This is a genomic window from Latilactobacillus sp. VITA-14 (assembly GCF_046580785.1).
Taxonomy (GTDB): Bacteria; Bacillota; Bacilli; order Lactobacillales; family Lactobacillaceae; genus Latilactobacillus; species Latilactobacillus curvatus.
This window is the reverse complement of record NZ_JBJKTM010000008.1, coordinates 16,655-35,294: the sequence shown is the minus strand read 5'-3', so window position 1 is coordinate 35,294 and position 18,640 is coordinate 16,655. Positions and strand designations below refer to the sequence as shown.

19 protein-coding genes and 1 pseudogene are annotated in these 18,640 nt (G+C 41.2%); 14 read left to right on the top strand and 6 right to left on the bottom strand.

Annotated features, from left to right (window positions below; all coding sequences use genetic code 11):
- Positions 1–50 precede the first annotated feature (50 nt).
- The 3 genes and pseudogenes from nrdD to ACF1X7_RS04915 all read left to right on the top strand — a co-directional run bounded on the left by nrdD (position 51) and on the right by ACF1X7_RS04915 (position 4,404).
- Positions 51–2,258 (top strand): anaerobic ribonucleoside-triphosphate reductase, encoded by a 2,208-nt coding sequence (gene nrdD / locus ACF1X7_RS04925; RefSeq protein ID WP_050802263.1) that lies wholly within the window; start codon positions 51–53, stop codon positions 2,256–2,258.
- Between the two features lie 33 nt (positions 2,259–2,291).
- Positions 2,292–2,873, top strand: coding sequence for an anaerobic ribonucleoside-triphosphate reductase activating protein (nrdG, locus tag ACF1X7_RS04920; RefSeq protein WP_146954974.1), 582 nt, complete (start codon positions 2,292–2,294; stop codon positions 2,871–2,873).
- A gap of 246 nt (positions 2,874–3,119) precedes the next feature.
- Positions 3,120–4,404: pseudogene (locus ACF1X7_RS04915) on the top strand (PTS sugar transporter subunit IIC).
- A gap of 49 nt (positions 4,405–4,453) precedes the next feature.
- On the opposite strand, the gene ACF1X7_RS04910 reads toward ACF1X7_RS04915, so the two are convergent.
- The gene (locus ACF1X7_RS04910; RefSeq protein ID WP_284182883.1) at positions 4,454–4,942 is read right to left on the bottom strand and encodes a hypothetical protein; all 489 of its coding nucleotides are present in this window, start codon (positions 4,940–4,942) and stop codon (positions 4,454–4,456) included.
- Between ACF1X7_RS04910 and ACF1X7_RS04905 the strand changes: the two genes are divergently transcribed.
- Positions 4,941–5,069, top strand: a complete 129-nt coding sequence (locus ACF1X7_RS04905) for a hypothetical protein (RefSeq protein WP_411162474.1) — start codon at positions 4,941–4,943, stop codon at positions 5,067–5,069. The two genes, ACF1X7_RS04910 and ACF1X7_RS04905, sit on opposite strands and share 2 nt — an antisense overlap.
- Here ACF1X7_RS04905 and ACF1X7_RS04900 read toward each other — a convergent pair.
- The 3 genes from ACF1X7_RS04900 to ACF1X7_RS04890 form a co-directional block, all read right to left on the bottom strand.
- Complete coding sequence (locus ACF1X7_RS04900; RefSeq protein WP_411162473.1) at positions 5,066–5,503, bottom strand: hypothetical protein; 438 nt, start codon at positions 5,501–5,503, stop codon at positions 5,066–5,068. The two genes, ACF1X7_RS04905 and ACF1X7_RS04900, sit on opposite strands and share 4 nt — an antisense overlap.
- A 182-nt stretch (positions 5,504–5,685) precedes the next feature.
- Positions 5,686–6,756 carry a sensor histidine kinase gene (locus ACF1X7_RS04895; RefSeq protein WP_284182884.1) on the bottom strand — a complete coding sequence of 357 codons (1,071 nt, stop codon included), beginning with the start codon at positions 6,754–6,756 and terminating at the stop codon, positions 5,686–5,688.
- Between the two features lie 9 nt (positions 6,757–6,765).
- Complete coding sequence (locus ACF1X7_RS04890; RefSeq protein ID WP_271260115.1) at positions 6,766–7,440, bottom strand: response regulator transcription factor; 675 nt, start codon at positions 7,438–7,440, stop codon at positions 6,766–6,768.
- 142 nt (positions 7,441–7,582) lie between these two features.
- On the opposite strand from ACF1X7_RS04890, the gene ACF1X7_RS04885 reads away from it, so the two are divergent.
- From ACF1X7_RS04885 to ACF1X7_RS04855, 7 genes are all read left to right on the top strand, one after another.
- On the top strand, positions 7,583–8,359 hold the full coding sequence (locus ACF1X7_RS04885; RefSeq protein ID WP_004265660.1) for an ABC transporter ATP-binding protein: 777 nt from the start codon (positions 7,583–7,585) through the stop codon (positions 8,357–8,359).
- Positions 8,337–10,439 (top strand): ABC transporter permease, encoded by a 2,103-nt coding sequence (locus tag ACF1X7_RS04880; RefSeq protein WP_146954971.1) that lies wholly within the window; start codon positions 8,337–8,339, stop codon positions 10,437–10,439. The genes ACF1X7_RS04885 and ACF1X7_RS04880 overlap by 23 nt, the downstream gene beginning before the upstream one ends.
- Before the next feature lie 17 nt (positions 10,440–10,456).
- Positions 10,457–11,242, top strand: a complete 786-nt coding sequence (locus ACF1X7_RS04875) for a DUF975 family protein (protein WP_284182885.1) — start codon at positions 10,457–10,459, stop codon at positions 11,240–11,242.
- Between the two features lie 114 nt (positions 11,243–11,356).
- The gene (locus ACF1X7_RS04870; protein ID WP_146954970.1) at positions 11,357–12,136 is read left to right on the top strand and encodes an MBL fold metallo-hydrolase; all 780 of its coding nucleotides are present in this window, start codon (positions 11,357–11,359) and stop codon (positions 12,134–12,136) included.
- Positions 12,137–12,418: 282 nt separating this feature from the next.
- Positions 12,419–12,817, top strand: coding sequence for a transcriptional regulator SpxA (gene spxA, locus ACF1X7_RS04865; protein WP_039098959.1), 399 nt, complete (start codon positions 12,419–12,421; stop codon positions 12,815–12,817).
- Positions 12,818–12,977: 160 nt separating this feature from the next.
- On the top strand, positions 12,978–13,667 hold the full coding sequence (locus ACF1X7_RS04860) for an adaptor protein MecA (RefSeq protein WP_004265698.1): 690 nt from the start codon (positions 12,978–12,980) through the stop codon (positions 13,665–13,667).
- A gap of 70 nt (positions 13,668–13,737) precedes the next feature.
- Positions 13,738–14,733: a competence protein CoiA gene (locus ACF1X7_RS04855; protein ID WP_039098958.1), complete on the top strand. Its 996-nt coding sequence runs from the start codon at positions 13,738–13,740 to the stop codon at positions 14,731–14,733.
- A gap of 2 nt (positions 14,734–14,735) precedes the next feature.
- Here the strand turns inward: ACF1X7_RS04855 and ACF1X7_RS04850 are convergent, their stop codons facing one another.
- Positions 14,736–15,371 carry a DsbA family protein gene (locus ACF1X7_RS04850; protein WP_235601723.1) on the bottom strand — a complete coding sequence of 212 codons (636 nt, stop codon included), beginning with the start codon at positions 15,369–15,371 and terminating at the stop codon, positions 14,736–14,738.
- Between the two features lie 114 nt (positions 15,372–15,485).
- Positions 15,486–16,067, bottom strand: coding sequence for a CYTH domain-containing protein (locus tag ACF1X7_RS04845; protein WP_064777365.1), 582 nt, complete (start codon positions 16,065–16,067; stop codon positions 15,486–15,488).
- A 153-nt stretch (positions 16,068–16,220) separates the two neighbouring features.
- On the opposite strand from ACF1X7_RS04845, the gene ACF1X7_RS04840 reads away from it, so the two are divergent.
- Genes ACF1X7_RS04840 through ACF1X7_RS04830 form a run of 3 tightly spaced genes read left to right on the top strand, consistent with a single transcriptional unit; the run spans position 16,221 to position 18,617 of the window.
- The gene (locus tag ACF1X7_RS04840) at positions 16,221–16,895 is read left to right on the top strand and encodes a GTP pyrophosphokinase family protein (protein WP_004265740.1); all 675 of its coding nucleotides are present in this window, start codon (positions 16,221–16,223) and stop codon (positions 16,893–16,895) included.
- On the top strand, positions 16,892–17,698 hold the full coding sequence (locus ACF1X7_RS04835) for an NAD kinase (protein ID WP_284182887.1): 807 nt from the start codon (positions 16,892–16,894) through the stop codon (positions 17,696–17,698). The genes ACF1X7_RS04840 and ACF1X7_RS04835 overlap by 4 nt, the downstream gene beginning before the upstream one ends.
- Positions 17,688–18,617: an RluA family pseudouridine synthase gene (locus ACF1X7_RS04830; protein WP_039098979.1), complete on the top strand. Its 930-nt coding sequence runs from the start codon at positions 17,688–17,690 to the stop codon at positions 18,615–18,617. The genes ACF1X7_RS04835 and ACF1X7_RS04830 overlap by 11 nt, the downstream gene beginning before the upstream one ends.
- Positions 18,618–18,640: the final 23 nt, after the last annotated feature.

Genomic DNA, 18,640 nt, shown 5'->3' with positions numbered 1-18,640 from the left:
TTTAATCCGCTATGATGGGGTTACTGATTAAAAAGGAGACTGGTGCTAAGATGGATATGAAAATTGCTTCAGAAGCAGACTTGCAAATTAAAGTGATTAAAAGAGATGGGCGAATCATGCCTTTTTCTGCGGATAAAATCGAACAAGCAATTATTAAAGCCGCTAAAAATGTGAAGACGGAATTAGAGCCATTAGACTATCAAGTGTTAAACACAGTCGCACTAGATGTTGTGAGTGAAGTCGGCAGCCGATTTGATAAAGATGTTAAAATCTATGAACTGCAAAATATTGTGGAACATAAACTTTTAGAACATCACCAATATGATATTGCCCAAGAATACATTAACTACCGGACGCAACGGGACTTTGCCCGGAATAAGGCAACTGATATCAACTTTACCATTCAAAAATTATTGAAAAAAGACCAAACTGTGGTCAATGAAAATGCGAATAAAGATAGTCATGTTTTTAATACACAGCGGGACCTAACGGCAGGGACAGTTGCTAAAGCGATGGGGCTTAAGATGTTGCCTGATAAAGTGGCGAACGCCCATTTAAAAGGCGAGATTCATTGGCACGATTTGGATTACCAACCATATAGTCCAATGACCAATTGTTGTTTAATCGATTTTAAAGAAATGTTGAATCATGGCTTTAAGATTGGGAATGCCGAAGTTGAAGCGCCACATTCGATTCAAACTGCTACGGCACAAATGTCACAAATTATTGCTAACGTTGCTTCTAGCCAATATGGTGGTTGTTCTGCTGATCGGGTGGATGAATTATTGGCACCATTTGCCGAAAAGAATTATGCCAAACATTTAGCAGATGCCAAGAATTGGATTGATGGCGAAGCAAAACAAAAGGATTATGCGCAAACCAAGACTGAAAAAGATATTTATGACGCCATGCAAGCGTTGGAATATGAAATCAATACTTTATATTCATCCCAAGGCCAAACACCATTTACAACGCTTGGTTTTGGATTAGGCAGTAACTGGATTGAACGTGCGATTCAAAAAGCAATTCTTTCAATTCGAATTGAAGGATTAGGTAAAGAAAAACGGACTGCCATCTTCCCTAAATTAGTTTTTGCAGTAAAACGCGGCTTAAACTTAAATCCAACTGATCCAAATTATGACATCAAACAATTAGCTGTTGAATGTGCCACAAAACGGATGTATCCCGATGTTTTAATGTATGACAAGTTGGTGGAATTAACGGGTTCTTTCAAAGCACCAATGGGTTGTCGAAGCTTCTTACAAGGCTGGAAAAACGAACATGGTGAAGAAGTGAATAGTGGCCGGATGAATCTCGGCGTGGTGACAATCAATTTACCACGGATTGCACTTGAAGCCGATGGCAACCAAGCTAAGTTCTGGGAAATTCTAGAACAACGGTTGCAAGTCTGCAAGGAAGCCCTGGTCTTTAAAGTGGAACGCGCTAAAGAAGCGAAGCCAGAAAATGCGCCGATTCTTTATGAATATGGTGCCTTTGGCAAGCGTTTGAAGAAAACCGATAGTGTTGATGAAGTCTTTAAAAATTCACGCGCAACTGTTTCATTGGGCTATATTGGCCTTTATGAAGTCGGTACAGCCTTCTTTGGGCCAGACTGGGAAAAGGATGCCAAGGCAAAAGCCTTTACGGTAGACGTCGTTAAAGACCTCTATAATCACTGCGTTGATTGGGAAAAGGAATACGGCTATCACTTCTCTGTTTACAGCACACCAGCAGAAAGTTTAACAAATACGTTCTGTCAAAAAGATACGCAAAAATTTGGGATTGTCGAAAATATTACAGACAAAGAATACTACACAAATAGTTTCCACTACGATGTGCGTAAAGCACCAACCCCATTTGAAAAATTAGATTTTGAAAAAGATTATCCAAAATACTGTTCTGGTGGGTTCATTCATTACTGTGAATACCCAAATCTGCGTCAAAATCCAAAGGCTTTAGAAGCTGTCTGGGATTATGCTTACGATCGTGTCGGCTACTTAGGCACAAATACGCCAATTGATCAATGCTTTAAATGTGGGTTTAAAGGGGACTTTAAGCCGACAGAACGCGGGTTCCAATGCCCACAATGTGGGAACACGGATGCTGCTACATGTGACGTCGTTAAGCGGACTTGTGGTTATCTAGGTAATCCACAACAACGTCCAATGGTGCATGGTCGGCATAAGGAAATCGCCAGTCGAGTTAAGCACATGCATATTACCATTGGCAACGATAATAACAACGTTGCACGGCAGTAATTGTGAATACGGGATTTGAAGGAGTTTTTGAAGATGGCAGTAAAACAACAAGGCCCGAAGAATCCGGCGCCCAAAGAATGGCTTTCTGAAACACTAAGCCAGGATTATATTGCAGATTATAAACCGTTTAACTTTGTTGATGGCGAAGGGGTGCGCTGTAGCCTATATGTGAGTGGTTGCATGTTTGCTTGCCCCGGTTGTTACAATCGAGTGGCGCAGAATTTTCGCTATGGCCGCCCTTATACAACTGAATTAGAGGACAAAATTATTGCTGATTTAGGGCAATCTTATGTCCAAGGACTGACGTTATTAGGTGGCGAACCGTTCTTGAATACCAAGACTTGTTTATCGCTAGTAGACCGAATTCGCGCCACTTATGGGCAGACAAAGGACGTCTGGTCATGGACGGGATATACGTGGGAAGAACTGATGCAAGAATCAGATGATAAACTCGAGTTGCTGTCTAAGATTGATATCTTAGTTGATGGGCGCTTCATGAAGGACCAAATGGATCTGACATTGCAGTTCAGAGGGAGTGCCAATCAACGGATTATCGATGTCAAAAAATCATTAGCCGCTAAAAAGCCCGTTATATGGGCAAAGCTTGTTCATTGAAAGTAATATGTAAAATAAAGTTATTAAAAATTTAATTTTCATTTTCCGTCATTGGTATATACCTAACACGGATAAAGAAGAGCGTCAATCCATGATTAGAATGGGTTGGCGCTTTTTTTAGTTTTTGTGAAAAACTGGACATTCATAGGTAATGAACGGGGTTATCGTTTGACAACGCTTTCTGTAACATAATACTTGTAATAGCAATTATTTTTTAATTATGATTCAGGAAAAGGAGTGAGGTTAATGGATTCATTTATCAGTTTCATGGAGAAACGCTTTTTACCAGTTGCGGCAAAAGTTGGGAATCAACGACATTTGCCATTCGTGACGCCTTCGTAACAACGATGCCATTGATGATCTTGGGTGCTTTTGCAACCTTGATTAATAATTTACCAATTCCGGCATATACCAATTTCATGGATAGTGTGTTCTCAAAGACAGTTGGTAAGGGCGCTGAAAAGGCTTATATCTGGACTAAATTCGGGGGCAATGCTTGGAGCGGGACATTTGCGATTCTTTCTGTGTTTATCGTCTTCCTAGTTGCTTACAATTTAGGTAAGTCATATAATATCAATCCACTAGCAGTCGGCGTAACAGCATTAGGGTCATTCTTTGCTGCTGGCGGTCTTGCAGGGATGGACTCAATGGGCTTGTTCGTTGCTTTAATCGTTGCGATGATTTCAACAGAAATTCTCAGACGTTTATTGGGTAATAAACACTTAGTCATTAAGATGCCTGATGGGGTACCACCTGCAGTTTCACAATCATTCGCGGCATTATTGCCATCAATGATTACCATCGCAGTCTTCTCATTATTTGCAACAATTCTATTAGGCTTTGGTGTTGAAAATATTGTGACATCATTCTACAAAGCTGTCCAAGAACCATTCCAAGGACTTGCAAACAGCTATCCTTCAGCATTATTATTAGCATTCATCACACCATTCTTATGGTTCTTCGGGTTACACGGTGCTAACATGATCGAACCATTCATGCAAACAATCAATGCACCTGCAATTACAGCTAACTTAAATGCGATTAAAGCTGGTAAAGCAGCACCATATATTGTTAACAAACCATTCTTTGATTCATTTGTTAACTTAGGTGGGACTGGTGCTACTTTAGGCTTAATCATTGCAATCTGGTTAGTGGGTCGAAAGAATAAACAATATTTAATCGTTGGGAATTTGAGTGCCGCTCCTGGGGTCTTCAATATTAACGAACCATTAACATTTGGCTTGCAATCGTATTGAACCCAATTTTATTCATCCCATATATTGCCACACCAATGGTGATCGTTACAATTGCATACTTTGCAACTAGCACCGGGTTAGTGCCCGCTGCAACGGTTATGCCACCTTGGGTAACACCACCAATTATCGGTGGGGTCATCGCAACGGTTAGTTGGCAAGGTGGGGTATTAGCAGCAGTGAACTTACTTGTTTCAGTGCTCATTTACCTACCATTCATCAAGATCGCCACAGACATGGCTTTAAAAGAAGAAGCAGCCCGCGATCAAGCGGCTTAAGCACAAAAAAAGGTCCGACATGAATGTCGGACTTTTTTTGTGCCTATAATTAATGAGTTGACTCACTTGCAATGGTGACGTGCCCGTTTTGAACGCTACCAATGACGATATTGTTCGAAATCTGGTCAGCGGTTGCATCGGTTAGATAGTTGACACTATCACTCATCCCGACAACAGCGGGACCTGCTTTGACCGTAATGGTTGAAGCTGATTCACCAGTCTTTTGTTGATCAAGTTGCTCAAAAATGGTTTGATCAGTCTGTGATAAATCGGCAGCAGCTACTAGTGAATCCGTCTTTTGATAGCTTGTTACTTGACCAGCACCGATGCGTAGCAGTTCATGATCATTCATGAAGAGGTAGAGATAACCGATACTATCACCACTAGCAATCGACTTAGGGGTTAATTGATAACCAGCTTGTGCTGCATCCCTTTTTTGAGCAGCATAGATTGTGTTTTGATTGAGCGTTACTAAAGTGTATTTGGCAAGATCTTGAATGGCAGAACGTTCAATACTATCATAACATTTTTGGTACATGAAGCCATCTTTGACCATCAGTTTTCCGGTGTCATTAGCACTCGTCGTTGTTACGGCCGCAATCCAAGTGCCATTGAGTTGGTCGAGGGCAACAGGACTGGCGGTTGTTTTGGCGGTTGCTTTTTAACTGACGAATAACTGTCCGCGGTCAAAATTGGTGGGTTCTTGTAGATCTCTGTAATGAGCTGTAATTGCGTATAGATGATTTCCTTTGGCAACGAATCCTTGGTCAATTGTATTTTTCCCAGTCTTAGTCTCAAGAAAGACGAGATCTGAGAGGTGTTTAATCTTAAAGTCAGCCCCCAATTTGTGTAATGCAGCGTTGACTTGTGCCACAGTCATCAGATGGAGTGTCTTTTGATAGCTCTTCATCAGATGACTGCGGCTATCTTGTTGCCATTTTTTAAACGAAATTTGTTGATAATTAATCGGCTGACTTGTGAAGGTGCTTTTAGAGGTCAGCCAACTTTTAGGAGTGGTCATTTGAGCAATATTTGAAACGGTGATGTCATCAGAAAGACCGTTTTTAGTTTGCTTAGAAAGGAGTTGTTTGTTAAACAACCAAGTCTGTGAATCGGCCGCGAGGGCTTTTTTAGTTGTTGTCGGGTTGGCGTAGGTCGTCGTAGTTGGCTACGCGCGGGATGTGGTTGATGAAGCCGGTTTTTTAGCTTGGCAACCTGCTAGGAGTGTTATTGTTAAAAGGGTAGTGATTAAAAGTGTTTTACGCATTTTGAAGCTCCGTTTCATTTGTCTGCAGGATGGGTTTTGCCGAATAAGCCGTCATCGTCATCCGTGTTGTAGTAACTTAAAAAAGGAAAGAGTAATTTAAAAGTGGAACCACTGCCTTGTTGGGAGCTAACGGTGAGTTCGTGACCGAGCTTTTCACTTAAGACACGTGCAAGGTAGAGCCCTAAACCGGTTGAACGTTGGTTAGAATAGCGCCCATTTTGACCGGTGAACCCTTTATCAAAAATCCGGGGTAGGTCTTCAGCCGGAATCCCAATCCCTGTATCGATGACACTTAACCAAACGCCTTGTTCGTCACGTTCAATCTGTACCGTAATTTGTGCGCCGTCGGGGGTATACTTTAACGCATTGGAAATGATTTGATTCAAAATAAAAGCCAGCCATTTAGCATCGGTTAAGACGGTTTGATCGGCACCAAGCAGTTTAAATTGGATGTGTTTTTGAATAAAATAATTGCGATTTTGGCGGATGATTTGGTTGACTAAAGGTTTTAAATCGTATTCCTGCACCAAGTAATCCTTAGAAAAACTATCGAGACGCGAGTAGTAGAGCACTTGTTCAACGTAGTGTTCAATTTGAATCAGTTCATCGGTTAATTGATTGAATTTGTCTTCTGGAATCTGGTCTTCGATGGATTCAATGAGCAATTGAGTAGCTGCCAGGGGGACCTTGCTTTCGTGCACCCAGCCATCAATGAAATTCTTTTGATCTTGTTGCGCTGAGATTAGTCGCTCGATGCTTTGTTGATGATAGGCTAGCAGTTGATTCACGTAGTGTTGAATGAATTGTTTTTCAGCCGAGGTAGCGCCTGTAAGTGGCCAGTTGAGGCTATCTTCTTTAGCATCTAAGCGTGTTTGGATTGTGCGGTACCACTTGAGATGGTAGACGTATAAGCCAACCAAAAAGGCGCAGAAAAAAAGCGCCAGCAATAAATCGAGGTATAAAAGTGTCGCCTTAGCAAAGCGCATACTAGGGTCGAGCCATAGGACGATATCCAGAACAATCATACCGCCGAAGAAAAAAGCGATATGAAATAAATGATCACGTAAGAATTTTTTAAACGTCATAATAACTCCTTAGGGGATGATATAGCCTTGGCCAATTTTCGTCTGAATGTAGTCTTCTAAACCAGCACTTTCAATTTTTTTGCGAAGCCGATTGATGTTAACGGTTAGTGTGTTGTCGTCGACAAACCGTTCATCGTCCCAGAGGGCACGCAATAACTTTTCGCGACTGACAATCTGGCCGTGTTGACGCATCAGAAATTGGAGGAGCTTATATTCGTTTTTGGAAAGATCAATGGTAGTCTCACCCACCTGAGCTCCGCCGCTTTGGAGGTTAATCATTAGGTCGTTATGTTCGATGATATCGGCATTTTGGTCGACGTAGTTGTAAGTCCGTCGTAAGAGGGCGTTAATTTTGGCAATTAAAACTTCCATCGAAAAAGGCTTATTGACGAAGTCATCGCCGCCCATGTTCATCGACATCACCATGTCCATGTTGGTACTGCGACTAGAAATGAAGATTATGGGGACTTTAGATACTTCACGAATTTTGCGACACCAGTAGAACCCGTCATAAACGGGCAGGTTGATATCGAGTAAAATCAGATGGGGTTTATTGGTTAAAAATTGGTCGAAAATGGTATCGAAATCGGTCGTAATATTTGCGTGTAATTGCCACTTATTTAAGTTCTCAGCGATTAAGTTGGCAATCGTTGGATCGTCTTCAACAATCATAATTTCAAACATAATGAATTCTCCTCATACATAGATAGACTAATATTAACCACTTTCACTAGAAAAGACAACCAACTAAGGTCGTAGTTATAAAATGGGCTTTTGCGGTCAACTCTGCTAAAATGAATACCAATTAGTTAAGGGATGTGAAAAAATGGCAGTCGTATCAGTCCAACAAGTTTCGAAAGTCTACGGGCATCGGTTTAGTCTGGTCAATGCGCTTAATAATATTTCATTTGATATTGAACCGTGGGAGTTTGTCGGTATTATGGGCCCTTCAGGCGCTGGGAAAACGACCTTATTAAATATGATTGCGACCATTGATCGGCCGACGCATGGTCAAGTGTTAATTAAGGATCAAGTTGTGAGTCGGATGCGGGAAGCTAAGCTTGCTAATTTTAGGCGGCAAGATTTGGGCTTTATTTTTCAAGATTTTAACTTACTAGATTCACTGACGGTTCGCGAAAACATGTTACTGCCATTAGCGCTTGATAAGTTAAGTGTGCCAGTGATTGAAAAACGGTTGGATAAAGTTAGCCGAGTCTTGGGCATTAGTAGTTTGTTGGATCGTTATCCGGATGAAGTTTCAATTGGACAGCGCCAACGAGTGGCATGTGGGCGCGCAATGATTACCAATCCCACTTTGTTATTGGCCGACGAACCAACTGGAAGTTTAGATTCAAAATCAGCTACGGAGCTTTTACAATATTTAACCGTGATTAATCGTCAGGAAAAGACGACAATTTTATTGGTCACGCATGATGCCTTTACAGCTAGTTACTGTCGGCGAATTCTTTTCATTAAAGATGGTCAATTATTCTCGGAAATTGTTCGCAATGGTGATCGGCAACAATTCTTCAATCAAATTATTGATATGCAAGCAACCATAGGTGGAGGAGGCCGTTTCAATGCTGTTACACCTAACCGTTAGAAATGCGATTAATCATGCGCGCGACTATGCGGCTTATGTGATTGCCTGTGTTGCCGCGATTGTGGTTTATTTCTGCTTTACGTCGATTCAAACTGCGCCAATCTTTAGGCACCTCAAGATGGCTGGTGAATCTTTAGCTTTTGGCCGGATGATCCAAGTAGCAGGTTTAATTATTTTGCTGTTTGCCGCTTTTTTCTTGGCATATGCTAATTTATTTTTCATTAAAAGGCGTCGGCGGGAGATTGGTGTTTTAAGTGTCATCGGGGTGACTAAATTTCAGATTAGCTTACTCTTCTTCTTTGAAAGTTTGATTATCGGTGTGATTGCCCTGATTATCGGGTTGTTATTCGGGATTCTTTTTTCGAAATTATTCGCGATGTTATTATTACGCATGATGGGGATTGCGGTTGCCATGCCGTTTTTAATATCATGGCGGGCCATTGAACAAACGACATTCACCTTTGGCGGGTTGTTCCTATTAACTGGTTTTTTAAACAGTACGATGATTTATCGGTATCAATTAGTGACATTGCTGCAACCATCTGCAGTCAGTCGGAAAGTGCGCCGACCGAACTGGCTGACTTATTTATGGGGGATTATTGCACCTGTATTGATTATCAGCGGCTATTATTTGGCAGACCAAACACTGGCTTTGATGCCGAGCTTAGAGCGGCGTTATGGTTTTGGGATTGATTTGGTTTATTTACTAACCATTTTATTACTTGAAATTTTTGGCACACTGGCTTTTTTTCAGGCCTATACGCAAATTTGGCTACAGTTAGAACGGCACTGGAAACGGCTTTATTATCGTGGGACACATTTGTTAAACGTTACGAATTTGAGTTTTCGTTTTAAAAAGAATGCAAAGATGTTGTGGATGATTACGATTTTAAGTGCAGTCACTATTACCGCAATCGGAAGTGCGGCGATGATTTATACGCACGGTCAAGATACATTACGGCAGAACATTCCGGTGGATTTGGTTTATACACAAAGTCAAAAAGCAGCGGTCGACAAAATTTTAACGCAATATCATGTTCAGCCGGTGAGTCAAACAATGTCTTCGTTTAAATTGGTGGATGCTCGATTTAAGGTCAATTCACCGTTAAATCGGGAAGGCATCAAAATGGATGGAGCAGCTGTTGTCATGCCATTATCCCAATACAACCAAGTAATGGCGCAACAATTTAAGTCACCAGCAACTAAATTGAAGAAAAATACTGTGGTGACCATCATTAACTTGCCATTAACAATGCTGAAGATGCCTCGCAGAGCAGGTGCAGGTTTGCCACCGAAAAGAGCTGGAATCCCGTTGCAATTAAAACAGTCTGGGCTTTCAGATTTTCGGATTGTACACATTCGTAAGCTATTTCCCAACGGTTCTGATGTCTTCTTTGATGGTGACTTAAACGTGATTGTGGCCAATGATGCTGAATATCAACAAGTCCAAGCAACTTCAGTTGATCAAATCTATGCAGTTCAGCTCTCCGCTGCCCAACAAAAGCAAAAACGATTAATGCGCGATTTATTCCGTCTATCTCAAAAGCCCAAACAATGGGATTATTTAATGACGCACAAAAAAGCCGGGCAAACCCATTATGAAATTAAAACCACTGATCAACGGCTAGAAGAGTTAAGCCGCTATTCTGTGCTTTTGAAAAAACCTAACCGAGATATTGCTAACGCAAACTTCGGATTTTATATGTATGTCGCCATTTTTATTGCGTTAATCTTCATGTTAGCCACTGGTAGTATCATCATGTTGAAACAATTGTCAGAAGCACAAGAAGAGATTTTGCAGTATAAAACATTGAAAAAAATTGGGATGAGTGACGGTGAGATTAAGCGCACGATTTATTTCCAAATTTTGATGCTCTTTTTACTGCCAATTATTTTGGGATCGATGCACGCCTTCTTTGCAATTCGGTTATTGGGTTTGTTTTTAGATAATCCTGGGTTACAATTAGCCTATATCGTTTGCGGCCTGTTTATCATCATTTACTTTGTTTTCTATCTAATTACGGCCAATATCTACAATCGAATTGTGAATGCACCGCTCAATAGTGATGTGTTCTACTAAACTCGGAGGGAAAGTTTTTGCAATTAGCTATGTACCGCGCAAAAGCGCGTCAATTATTAAAAGGAAACTGGCAGAAAATGGCCGCTTTAGTCGCGCTTTGGTTGTTAGTTGAGATAGTAGTCGACTCGATGATTGAAGGCGTGTTTGGCGCCAGTTCATTTGGTTATCAAATGCTCAACACCTTTGCCAATTATTTCTTATACTTTATCTTTTTAAATGCTGTTTTCTTAGGTGTTTATAAAGTTAGCCAGAATAAGCCCAGCTATTACCGGGATACCTTATTGTTATTCCGGCAACCGTTGTATACCCATCTTGTGGTATTGAATCTTATTCAACAAGTGTTAAACTGGATCTTACTATTAATTGGGTTGGCGCCGTTTTATCGGTTACTCGGTTGGGATCGTGTATTTCAATTCACTTTTAATGGATTAGATTCCGTTGCGCCTTATTTGCTAAACATTAGCCAGCAGGGGACAATTTCTGAAACTGTCTTATTGTTTGTGACGGTGATGTTGGTTTTGTCACTGCTGCAACCCGTGATTTTAACGTATTATCAGATTTTAGTACTGTTGAAGTTTGATTTACCACAAGCACCACTCAAATTAATCTTTAGCCTTTCATGGGTGATTTTAAAAGGGAACTGGCTGAAATTACTCGGGCTTACTTTATCATTTATCGGATGGGAACTGGTCGTCTATATGACTGCTGGACTAGGTCTCTTGTGGTTCTATCCATACTTAATTATGAGCGTTACGATTTTCTATCAAGAAGTTAAAGCTAAGAAAGTCCAAGTCATTCAATAGCATTAGGGCCGTCATCCATTTGGGTGGCGGTCTTTTTTTATTTAGTTAGTAAATATAGTGCGCGCGATACCCGGAATGCGCTACTATAGAAATTAGAAAGGTGGTCATTTAAAAATGCAATTAACAGTCTTAGGTTATTACGGTGGATATCCATATGCCGGTGTTGGGACTAGTAGTTATTTATTAACAAGTGGGGCGTATCATTTATTGCTAGATTGTGGGAGTGGCGCTTTATTAGCGCTTGAGAAACAATTTGACCCATTGCAACTAGATGTGGTCCTTCTCACGCACTATCATCACGATCACATTGCTGATGTGGGGGTTTTACAATATTATTGGCAACTGCATCAAGGAACCAAAAAGGAACCCATTTTACCTATTTACGGGCATCTGCAAGATCCACTCCACTTTGGCAGTTTGACACAACCGGGTGTGACGCAGGGCTTTGGTTATCAAGAAGACACAGAGCTGACCCTGGGGCCGTTGAAAGTAACTTTCAAACGGACAGTGCATCCTGTCCCAGCATTCGCTGTTCGAATTGAAGAACAAACGACGGGGCAGGTCTTGGTCTTTACTGCAGATACGGCGTATTTCCCAGAATTAGCTGCTTTTTGTCAGTCTGCAGATTTACTGATGACTGATACGAATTTTCTTGAAGATCGCACTGGTAAAATGGCGCATATGACAACAACGCAATCCGGTAACTTGGCACAAGAAAGTGGCGCAGCTAAAATTCTATTAACGCATTTACCACAAGGGGTTTCGGCAGAAACGCTACAGGCACAAGCACAAGCGACTGTTGGGGACGTACCCGTGATAGTTGCCCAACAGGATTTGATAATTGATGTCGGAGCGTGTAATATAGGCGGCGTTGATGAAACTTACAAAAAATAAGTGAATTTTCATTAGAAAGTAGAAACTACTATAATTTTTTTGAATGATAAATATAAATTTAAAAACATAAAAATTAATGGTGAGTGGGAAAATTTAACAATAAACCGTTTTAATTATACGTTTTATGTTCAAATGTCTATTTATTAATTATTAAAAAATAATTAATAAATTTAATTTTAGGGTAGTTTTCTAGTGCTGACTCGCGTATAATAAAATTTGTAAGAGAGAAAATGATTGTCTTATTGTTAAGTAAGGTGTCATGTTAATAAAGGAGAGAGACATATGGTTACGTTATATACATCACCAAGTTGTACATCTTGTCGTAAAGCCCGGGCGTGGTTAGAGGAACACAATATTCCATACCAAGAACGCAATATCTTTTCGGAGCCTCTCAATAAAAATGAAATTAAAACAATCTTACGCATGACCGAAGATGGCACGGAAGAAATTATCTCAACGCGTTCTAAGGTTTTCCAAGAATTAAACATTAAAATTGATGACTTATCAATCAACGAATTATTAGATTTAGTTCAAAAGAACCCAGGGCTATTACGTCGTCCAATTATTTTGGATGAAAAACGACTTCAGGTTGGTTATAACGAAGATGAAATTCGTCGTTTCTTACCACGTGAAGTACGGGCATTGGAATTACAACAAGCACAATTACTAGCAGGATTCTAGAGGAGAGTCGGGGCTGTTAACAGCCTCGACTTTTTTGATGGGTTAAAAAATTAATTGCTGCGATGTAGATACTTGAATATTACGCCAGATACTGGTATGGTAGGTCAAAGAAAGTGAATTACGACGCTATAAGAAGCGCGTTAGAAAGGGGCGTTGTCCCATGAGAATGGAAAAAATCGACGAGAACACAATTCGGGTTCTATTAGAAAATGATGATTTAGAAGAACGCGGGATTACTGGACTTGATTTGTTGAGCAATCATAAAAAGATTGAGCGGTTCTTCTATTCAATTCTGGAAGAAGTGGACAGTGAACACACATTTGCGAACAACGATGCAGTAACGTTCCAAGTGTTGCCTAACGATCAAGGGTTAGAATTACTGATTAGTAAGAATATGCCAAACTTTGACGGTGGTAAAGGTCAATCAGAAATGGTGCAAGGCAAAGACGGTATTACTGAATACATTAAAGAACAACTGTTGAAACGAGATACGGTCCAAGATGATGCGACTGAGGAAGAGGATGAAATGACCGCTTATATGAATCAAGCGGACAATCCAATGAAACAGATTGTGTTATCGTTTAAGTCATTTGACGATTGGATTGCTTTGGCACAACAGCTACACATCGAAAGTGGTGTGTCGAACCTATTTCTTTACAAACATCAGTACTATGCACAGATTATTATTTTTATGGAGAATACGACCGAAGCGTTCGCACGGGATGATTTAGCGGTCGCTAATGAATACGGGCAGAAGTCAGAATACACAGCAGCTTTTTTAAGTGAATTCGGTGAAAAAGTCATGGATAATAGTGCGCTTGAGTTAACACGCTACTACTTCAAACATTAAAAATAACGGGTTTTCCTAAATTTAGGAGAACCCGTTATTTTTTTGCGTATTTTCGGTGGGGTGATAAATAATGAAAGTTGCACAGACCACTAACGGGTGCTTAATTCGCGCCGATCAAGCAGCCAAACAACAGCAAGTAGCGCGGTATTTCTGTCCACATTGTCAACAACTGGTTCAGTTGCATCGTGGGGTGCATAAAGCACCATATTTCGCACATATCGCAGAACGTGTATCTGGTGGTGGTGAGAGTCCAGCCCATCTGGCGGGAAAACAGGCGATTGCTGAATTAGCACATGCGTTGGGCTGGCATGCTACCTTTGAAGTACCTGTCGGCGAGACACAGCGCGCTGATGTATGGTTAACGCGGAATCAGCAACCATTAATTATTGAATACCAATGCAGCCCATTGACGCCAGATAAGTTAAACCAACGAACAATCGGCTATCAGCAGCACCGATTACCTGTATTATGGGTGGTTGGTGAACGGTATTGTTTTACTAACCATTATTTAAGCCAGCAACAGTTGGGGTTTATCAACTATCGGCGGCAGTGGGGCTTTTATGTGGTAAGTTATTTGCCAAAGTGGGGGCAATGGGTGTTATATCACCATATTGTCGCCCGTGATTTTGCTGGTTATGCTTGGCAAACCCTGCGATTGACAACTAAGGCGTTTGTGCGCTTGCTTGTAGCACAAACAAGACTGCCAGCCAATCATTATAAGGGCAAGTCACAGCCTATGCAGCAACAAATTATTGACCGTCGATTAGGGCTGCAAGACGCACATTATGTTGCGTTACAGGCGGATTGTTATGCACACCATGAACGCTTGCAAGCCGTTCCGGACTGGTGTTACTGCACACGTAATGTACCACCCATTTATCAGCTCAGTCAGTTTGAAAGTCGGGTAACGTGGTGGTTGAGTGCCCAACCAATTGATCTTTTTTTAGCGGTAACGCCCTTACTCCAACAACCACTACTAAAGCAATCCTTATTTGCACAATGGGGGCAAATAGCTTTGAAACAAGCATTAAAAAAGAACCGGGGGTCGGTTGACCACCGGTTCTAAGATTAAGAAATAACATGCAAAGCAACCCGTGAGAGGGTGCTTTTTTGTTTTTGAAGTGCTTGGAAAGTCTGTTCAGGTGTTGTTCCAGCACAACAGGCTTGTTTCAAGAGTTCATAGGAATCGCAATTTTCAATCAATAAGCCTGATTCGCTTTCACCTTTTGAATAGTTGAAGACTACTGCTGAAGGGGTCATCTGAATGTTCATCTCACAAGATAATTGTTGATCTGAATCAAATGCCTGTTTAGTAAGTGGACTGTGCCAATCTTCAAGTAACATTTCGGTATCAAGTCCTACGCGTTTAGCAATTGTAAGGACTAATTCGTTGTTAAGTTCCATATCTGGTTCACGGAATGCTTGTTGCAGTTGCATTAAAAATGATTGGCTCTTCTTGCCCCCCTGGAACGTTGCTGCCTTATAAGCGAGTACTGCTTCATAAATGGTGCTGAAAACGTGATTACGTAAGTTTAAATCATGACTATTTTGTTGCTGAAACTGCATGTAATGCTCGACGTTTTTTAAGTTTAAGACTGGAATAAACTTAAAATGAATATTTGCATCGGTTTCGCCGATAATCTTTAAAAGTGCCTCTTCGGAACGTAAACAAAGTTGCCCGATTGGGTTGATAAATAAAAACACTTCTAACAAGTTGGTTCCTCCAAACTTTCTATAATTGTATATACTGCTCGACGCGCTTGTACTGTCTACTCTAACAAAATTTTAAAATTATGCAATAAGTTAGCTTGACAAAGTTTAAGCTTGATGGATAAGGGCGCGCACAATTTTATTGGGTGGTATTTGTTCACTTAATTGATAGCGGGTGACAAATGATTTAAACCAAGTTGCCCCTTCTTGGACGTTGGTGACTTCAATTTCGACTTCATAATCCTGGGTTTCGTCAGGGTATTGGGTAACATCAAGCGTTAACAGGCCAGCAACTAAAGACGCGGTCTGGCGGTGCGTTGTTGCCTGTCCCCAGATGAACAATTCTTTGATAATCACGGCTTGTGCTGCAAAATAGACAGCGATCTGACCAGACGATAATACGGTTTGGTGCTCAATTAAGTGAGTAGCCTGCTCAAGTGTTAGGCGATCAGTGATTTCAATCAGACTATGAGCATTTTCTACGGTTGGCACCTTTAGCGTCTGTTCGGCATAGGTGTCAAAGAGTCGAATACGCAACCCCCAGTGACGTTTAGCCAATCTCTGGTTAGGCAGTTCGAAGTAATAATTGGTTTGCACAAACGGCGCTGCAAATGGATAGTCCGCTTTTAGTTGCGAGAATTGCGCCGCCGTTAGCATCGTCTTAAATTCGCGTTCAATCGTTTGTGACATCGGTTGAGCTCCTTTTTAAAAAAGCAATGTTATTATCCTAGCACAAAAAAGCAGACTTGTAATGAAATTTGTATTTCAGACGATTATTATTTATTCAATTCTAATCTATGTTAAAATAGTGCTGTATGTGACAGAGTGAATGAGGGGTTTATAATGGTCGAAAATTGGAAGAAGTTTTTAATGCCTTATGAACAGGCCGTTAGCGAATTAAAAATTAAATTACGTGGGATGCGCAAGCAATACCAACAAAATAATGAACATGCACCCATCGAATTTGTAACTGGGCGCGTTAAACCAATCGATAGTATCAAAGAAAAGATGCAACGCCGCTACATTACAGAAGATTTACTCGAACAAGATATGCAAGATATCGCTGGTTTGCGGATTATGTGTCAGTTTGTGGAAGATATCCATGAAATTGTGGGCCTTTTGCACCAACGGACTGATATGAAAATTGTTGAAGAACGGGATTACGTTTCAAATGTTAAACCAAGTGGTTACCGGTCATATCATATTGTAATTGAATATCCAGTCCAACTAATCAGTGGTGAAAAATTGATTTTGGCCGAGATTCAGATTCGAACAATGTCGATGAACTTTTGGGCAACCATTGAACATTCATTAAATTATAAATATCAAGGGGAATTTCCTGAAACGCTGAAGGCGCGGCTTAAAAGAGCGGCCGAAGCATCCTTTATGTTAGATAAAGAAATGTCTGAAATTCGTGAAGAAATTCAAGAAGCACAACAACTCTTCTCATATGGAAAATGGCAAAACGCACTTGAAAAGGCAACTGAAAATGATTCTGAAGGAGAGACGCCAGATTGAAAGTAACGGTATTTAGCAATGACGGTAGTTCTTCCATTCAAGTTGCCAATCGCTTAACGCAAAAATTGATCAATACGGGGTTTGTCATTGATGATCAAACGCCCGATGTGGTCATTTCAGTTGGTGGAGATGGGACGCTTTTATCTGCCTTTCATCGGTACGCCCACGATTTAGCGCACATCCGGTTTATTGGCGTGCACACGGGACATTTAGGGTTTTACACTGACTGGCGCGATTTTGAAGTCGATGATCTAGTCGTCGCCTTGCAAGAAGATCTCGGGCAGAGTATTAGCTATCCGTTATTAGAAATTAAAATCGAATATGCGGATACGCACGAAATCAGTCGCAGTTTGGCGCTCAATGAAGTGACGTTACGTCGGTATGCAGCGACTTTGCGGACGGACGTTTACATTAAAGAGAATTTTTTTGAAAGTTTTAGGGGCGATGGGCTCTGTATTTCCACACCAACTGGGTCGACAGCTTATAGTAAGTCGATTGGTGGCGCGGTTTTACATCCACGCTTAGACGCGATGCAGATGACCGAAATTGCGTCGATTAATAATCGCGTATATCGAACACTATCGGCACCAATCGTGTTACCATCGGATGAATGGTTGCTCCTGAAGCCTTCTAAGACAAGTGATTACGTTGTGACAATTGATCAATTCACATTTAAGGATCGACCAATTGCCTCGATGCAATTTAAAATTGCAAAGGAAAGAATACAGTTTGCACGTTATCGACACACCCATTTCTGGAACCGTGTCGAAGATGCATTTATTGGGTCAAAACATGAAATTTGAATGGCAATATCAAGATGCAGAAGGCTGTGTGTTGCGGAATTTTTTACGGCGGCATAAGCTTTCTCGCAGTCAGTTAACTAAAATTAAATTTGCAGGTGGCACAATCCTCGTCAACGGCCAGGAGGCACATACCAATGCCCAACTGGTTCAAAACGATGTGGTGACTGTTTACCTCGCACCGGAAGTGGCCGTCGAACACGTCATCCCAGTTAAAGGGGACTTGAAAGTGGTTTTTGAAGACGACCATTTTTTAGTGGTCGATAAACCGGCGTTTGTGGCGTCGTTACCGGCACCGAACCATCCGCACAACACAATGGCCAATTTCGTCAAACAATACTTGATTGACCAAAATGCTGAGAGCCAGGCAGTGCACGTAGTAACGCGCCTCGATCGCGATACAAGTGGTTTGATGATGTTCACCAAGCACGGCTTCGCGCATAGTTTGTTGGATAAGCAACTCCAATCTAAAGAATTGCAAAAAACATATGTTGCGATTGCCAGTGGTGATATGCGGTTAGACTATCCGCAACATGCGTGGATTGATCGGCCAATCAAACGGTCGGATGATTTTTACATGCGGCGGGTCGTTGGGGTTGGTGGCAAACGCTCATTAACGGAATATTGGCAAGAAGCCCATGGCACCGATGCCACGTTAGTTAAGTTGAAGTTACTAACAGGTCGGACACATCAGATTCGGGTTCATTTTGCATCACTGGGGCATCCCTTAATTGGTGATAATTTATACGGTGTGGCCGATGATTTATTACCGCGTCAAGCATTGCACTGTCGCGAGTTAACGTTCTATCATCCATTTGAAGAACGGTATGTCACGGTTCAAAGCGAACTACCAGCCGATTTTCAAGCAGTGATGGATCAACGTCATTTGGCTTTTCCTGCGGGCGAATTGAATAAAATTTGATTAAGCTTTCAATTTGAGTCGCA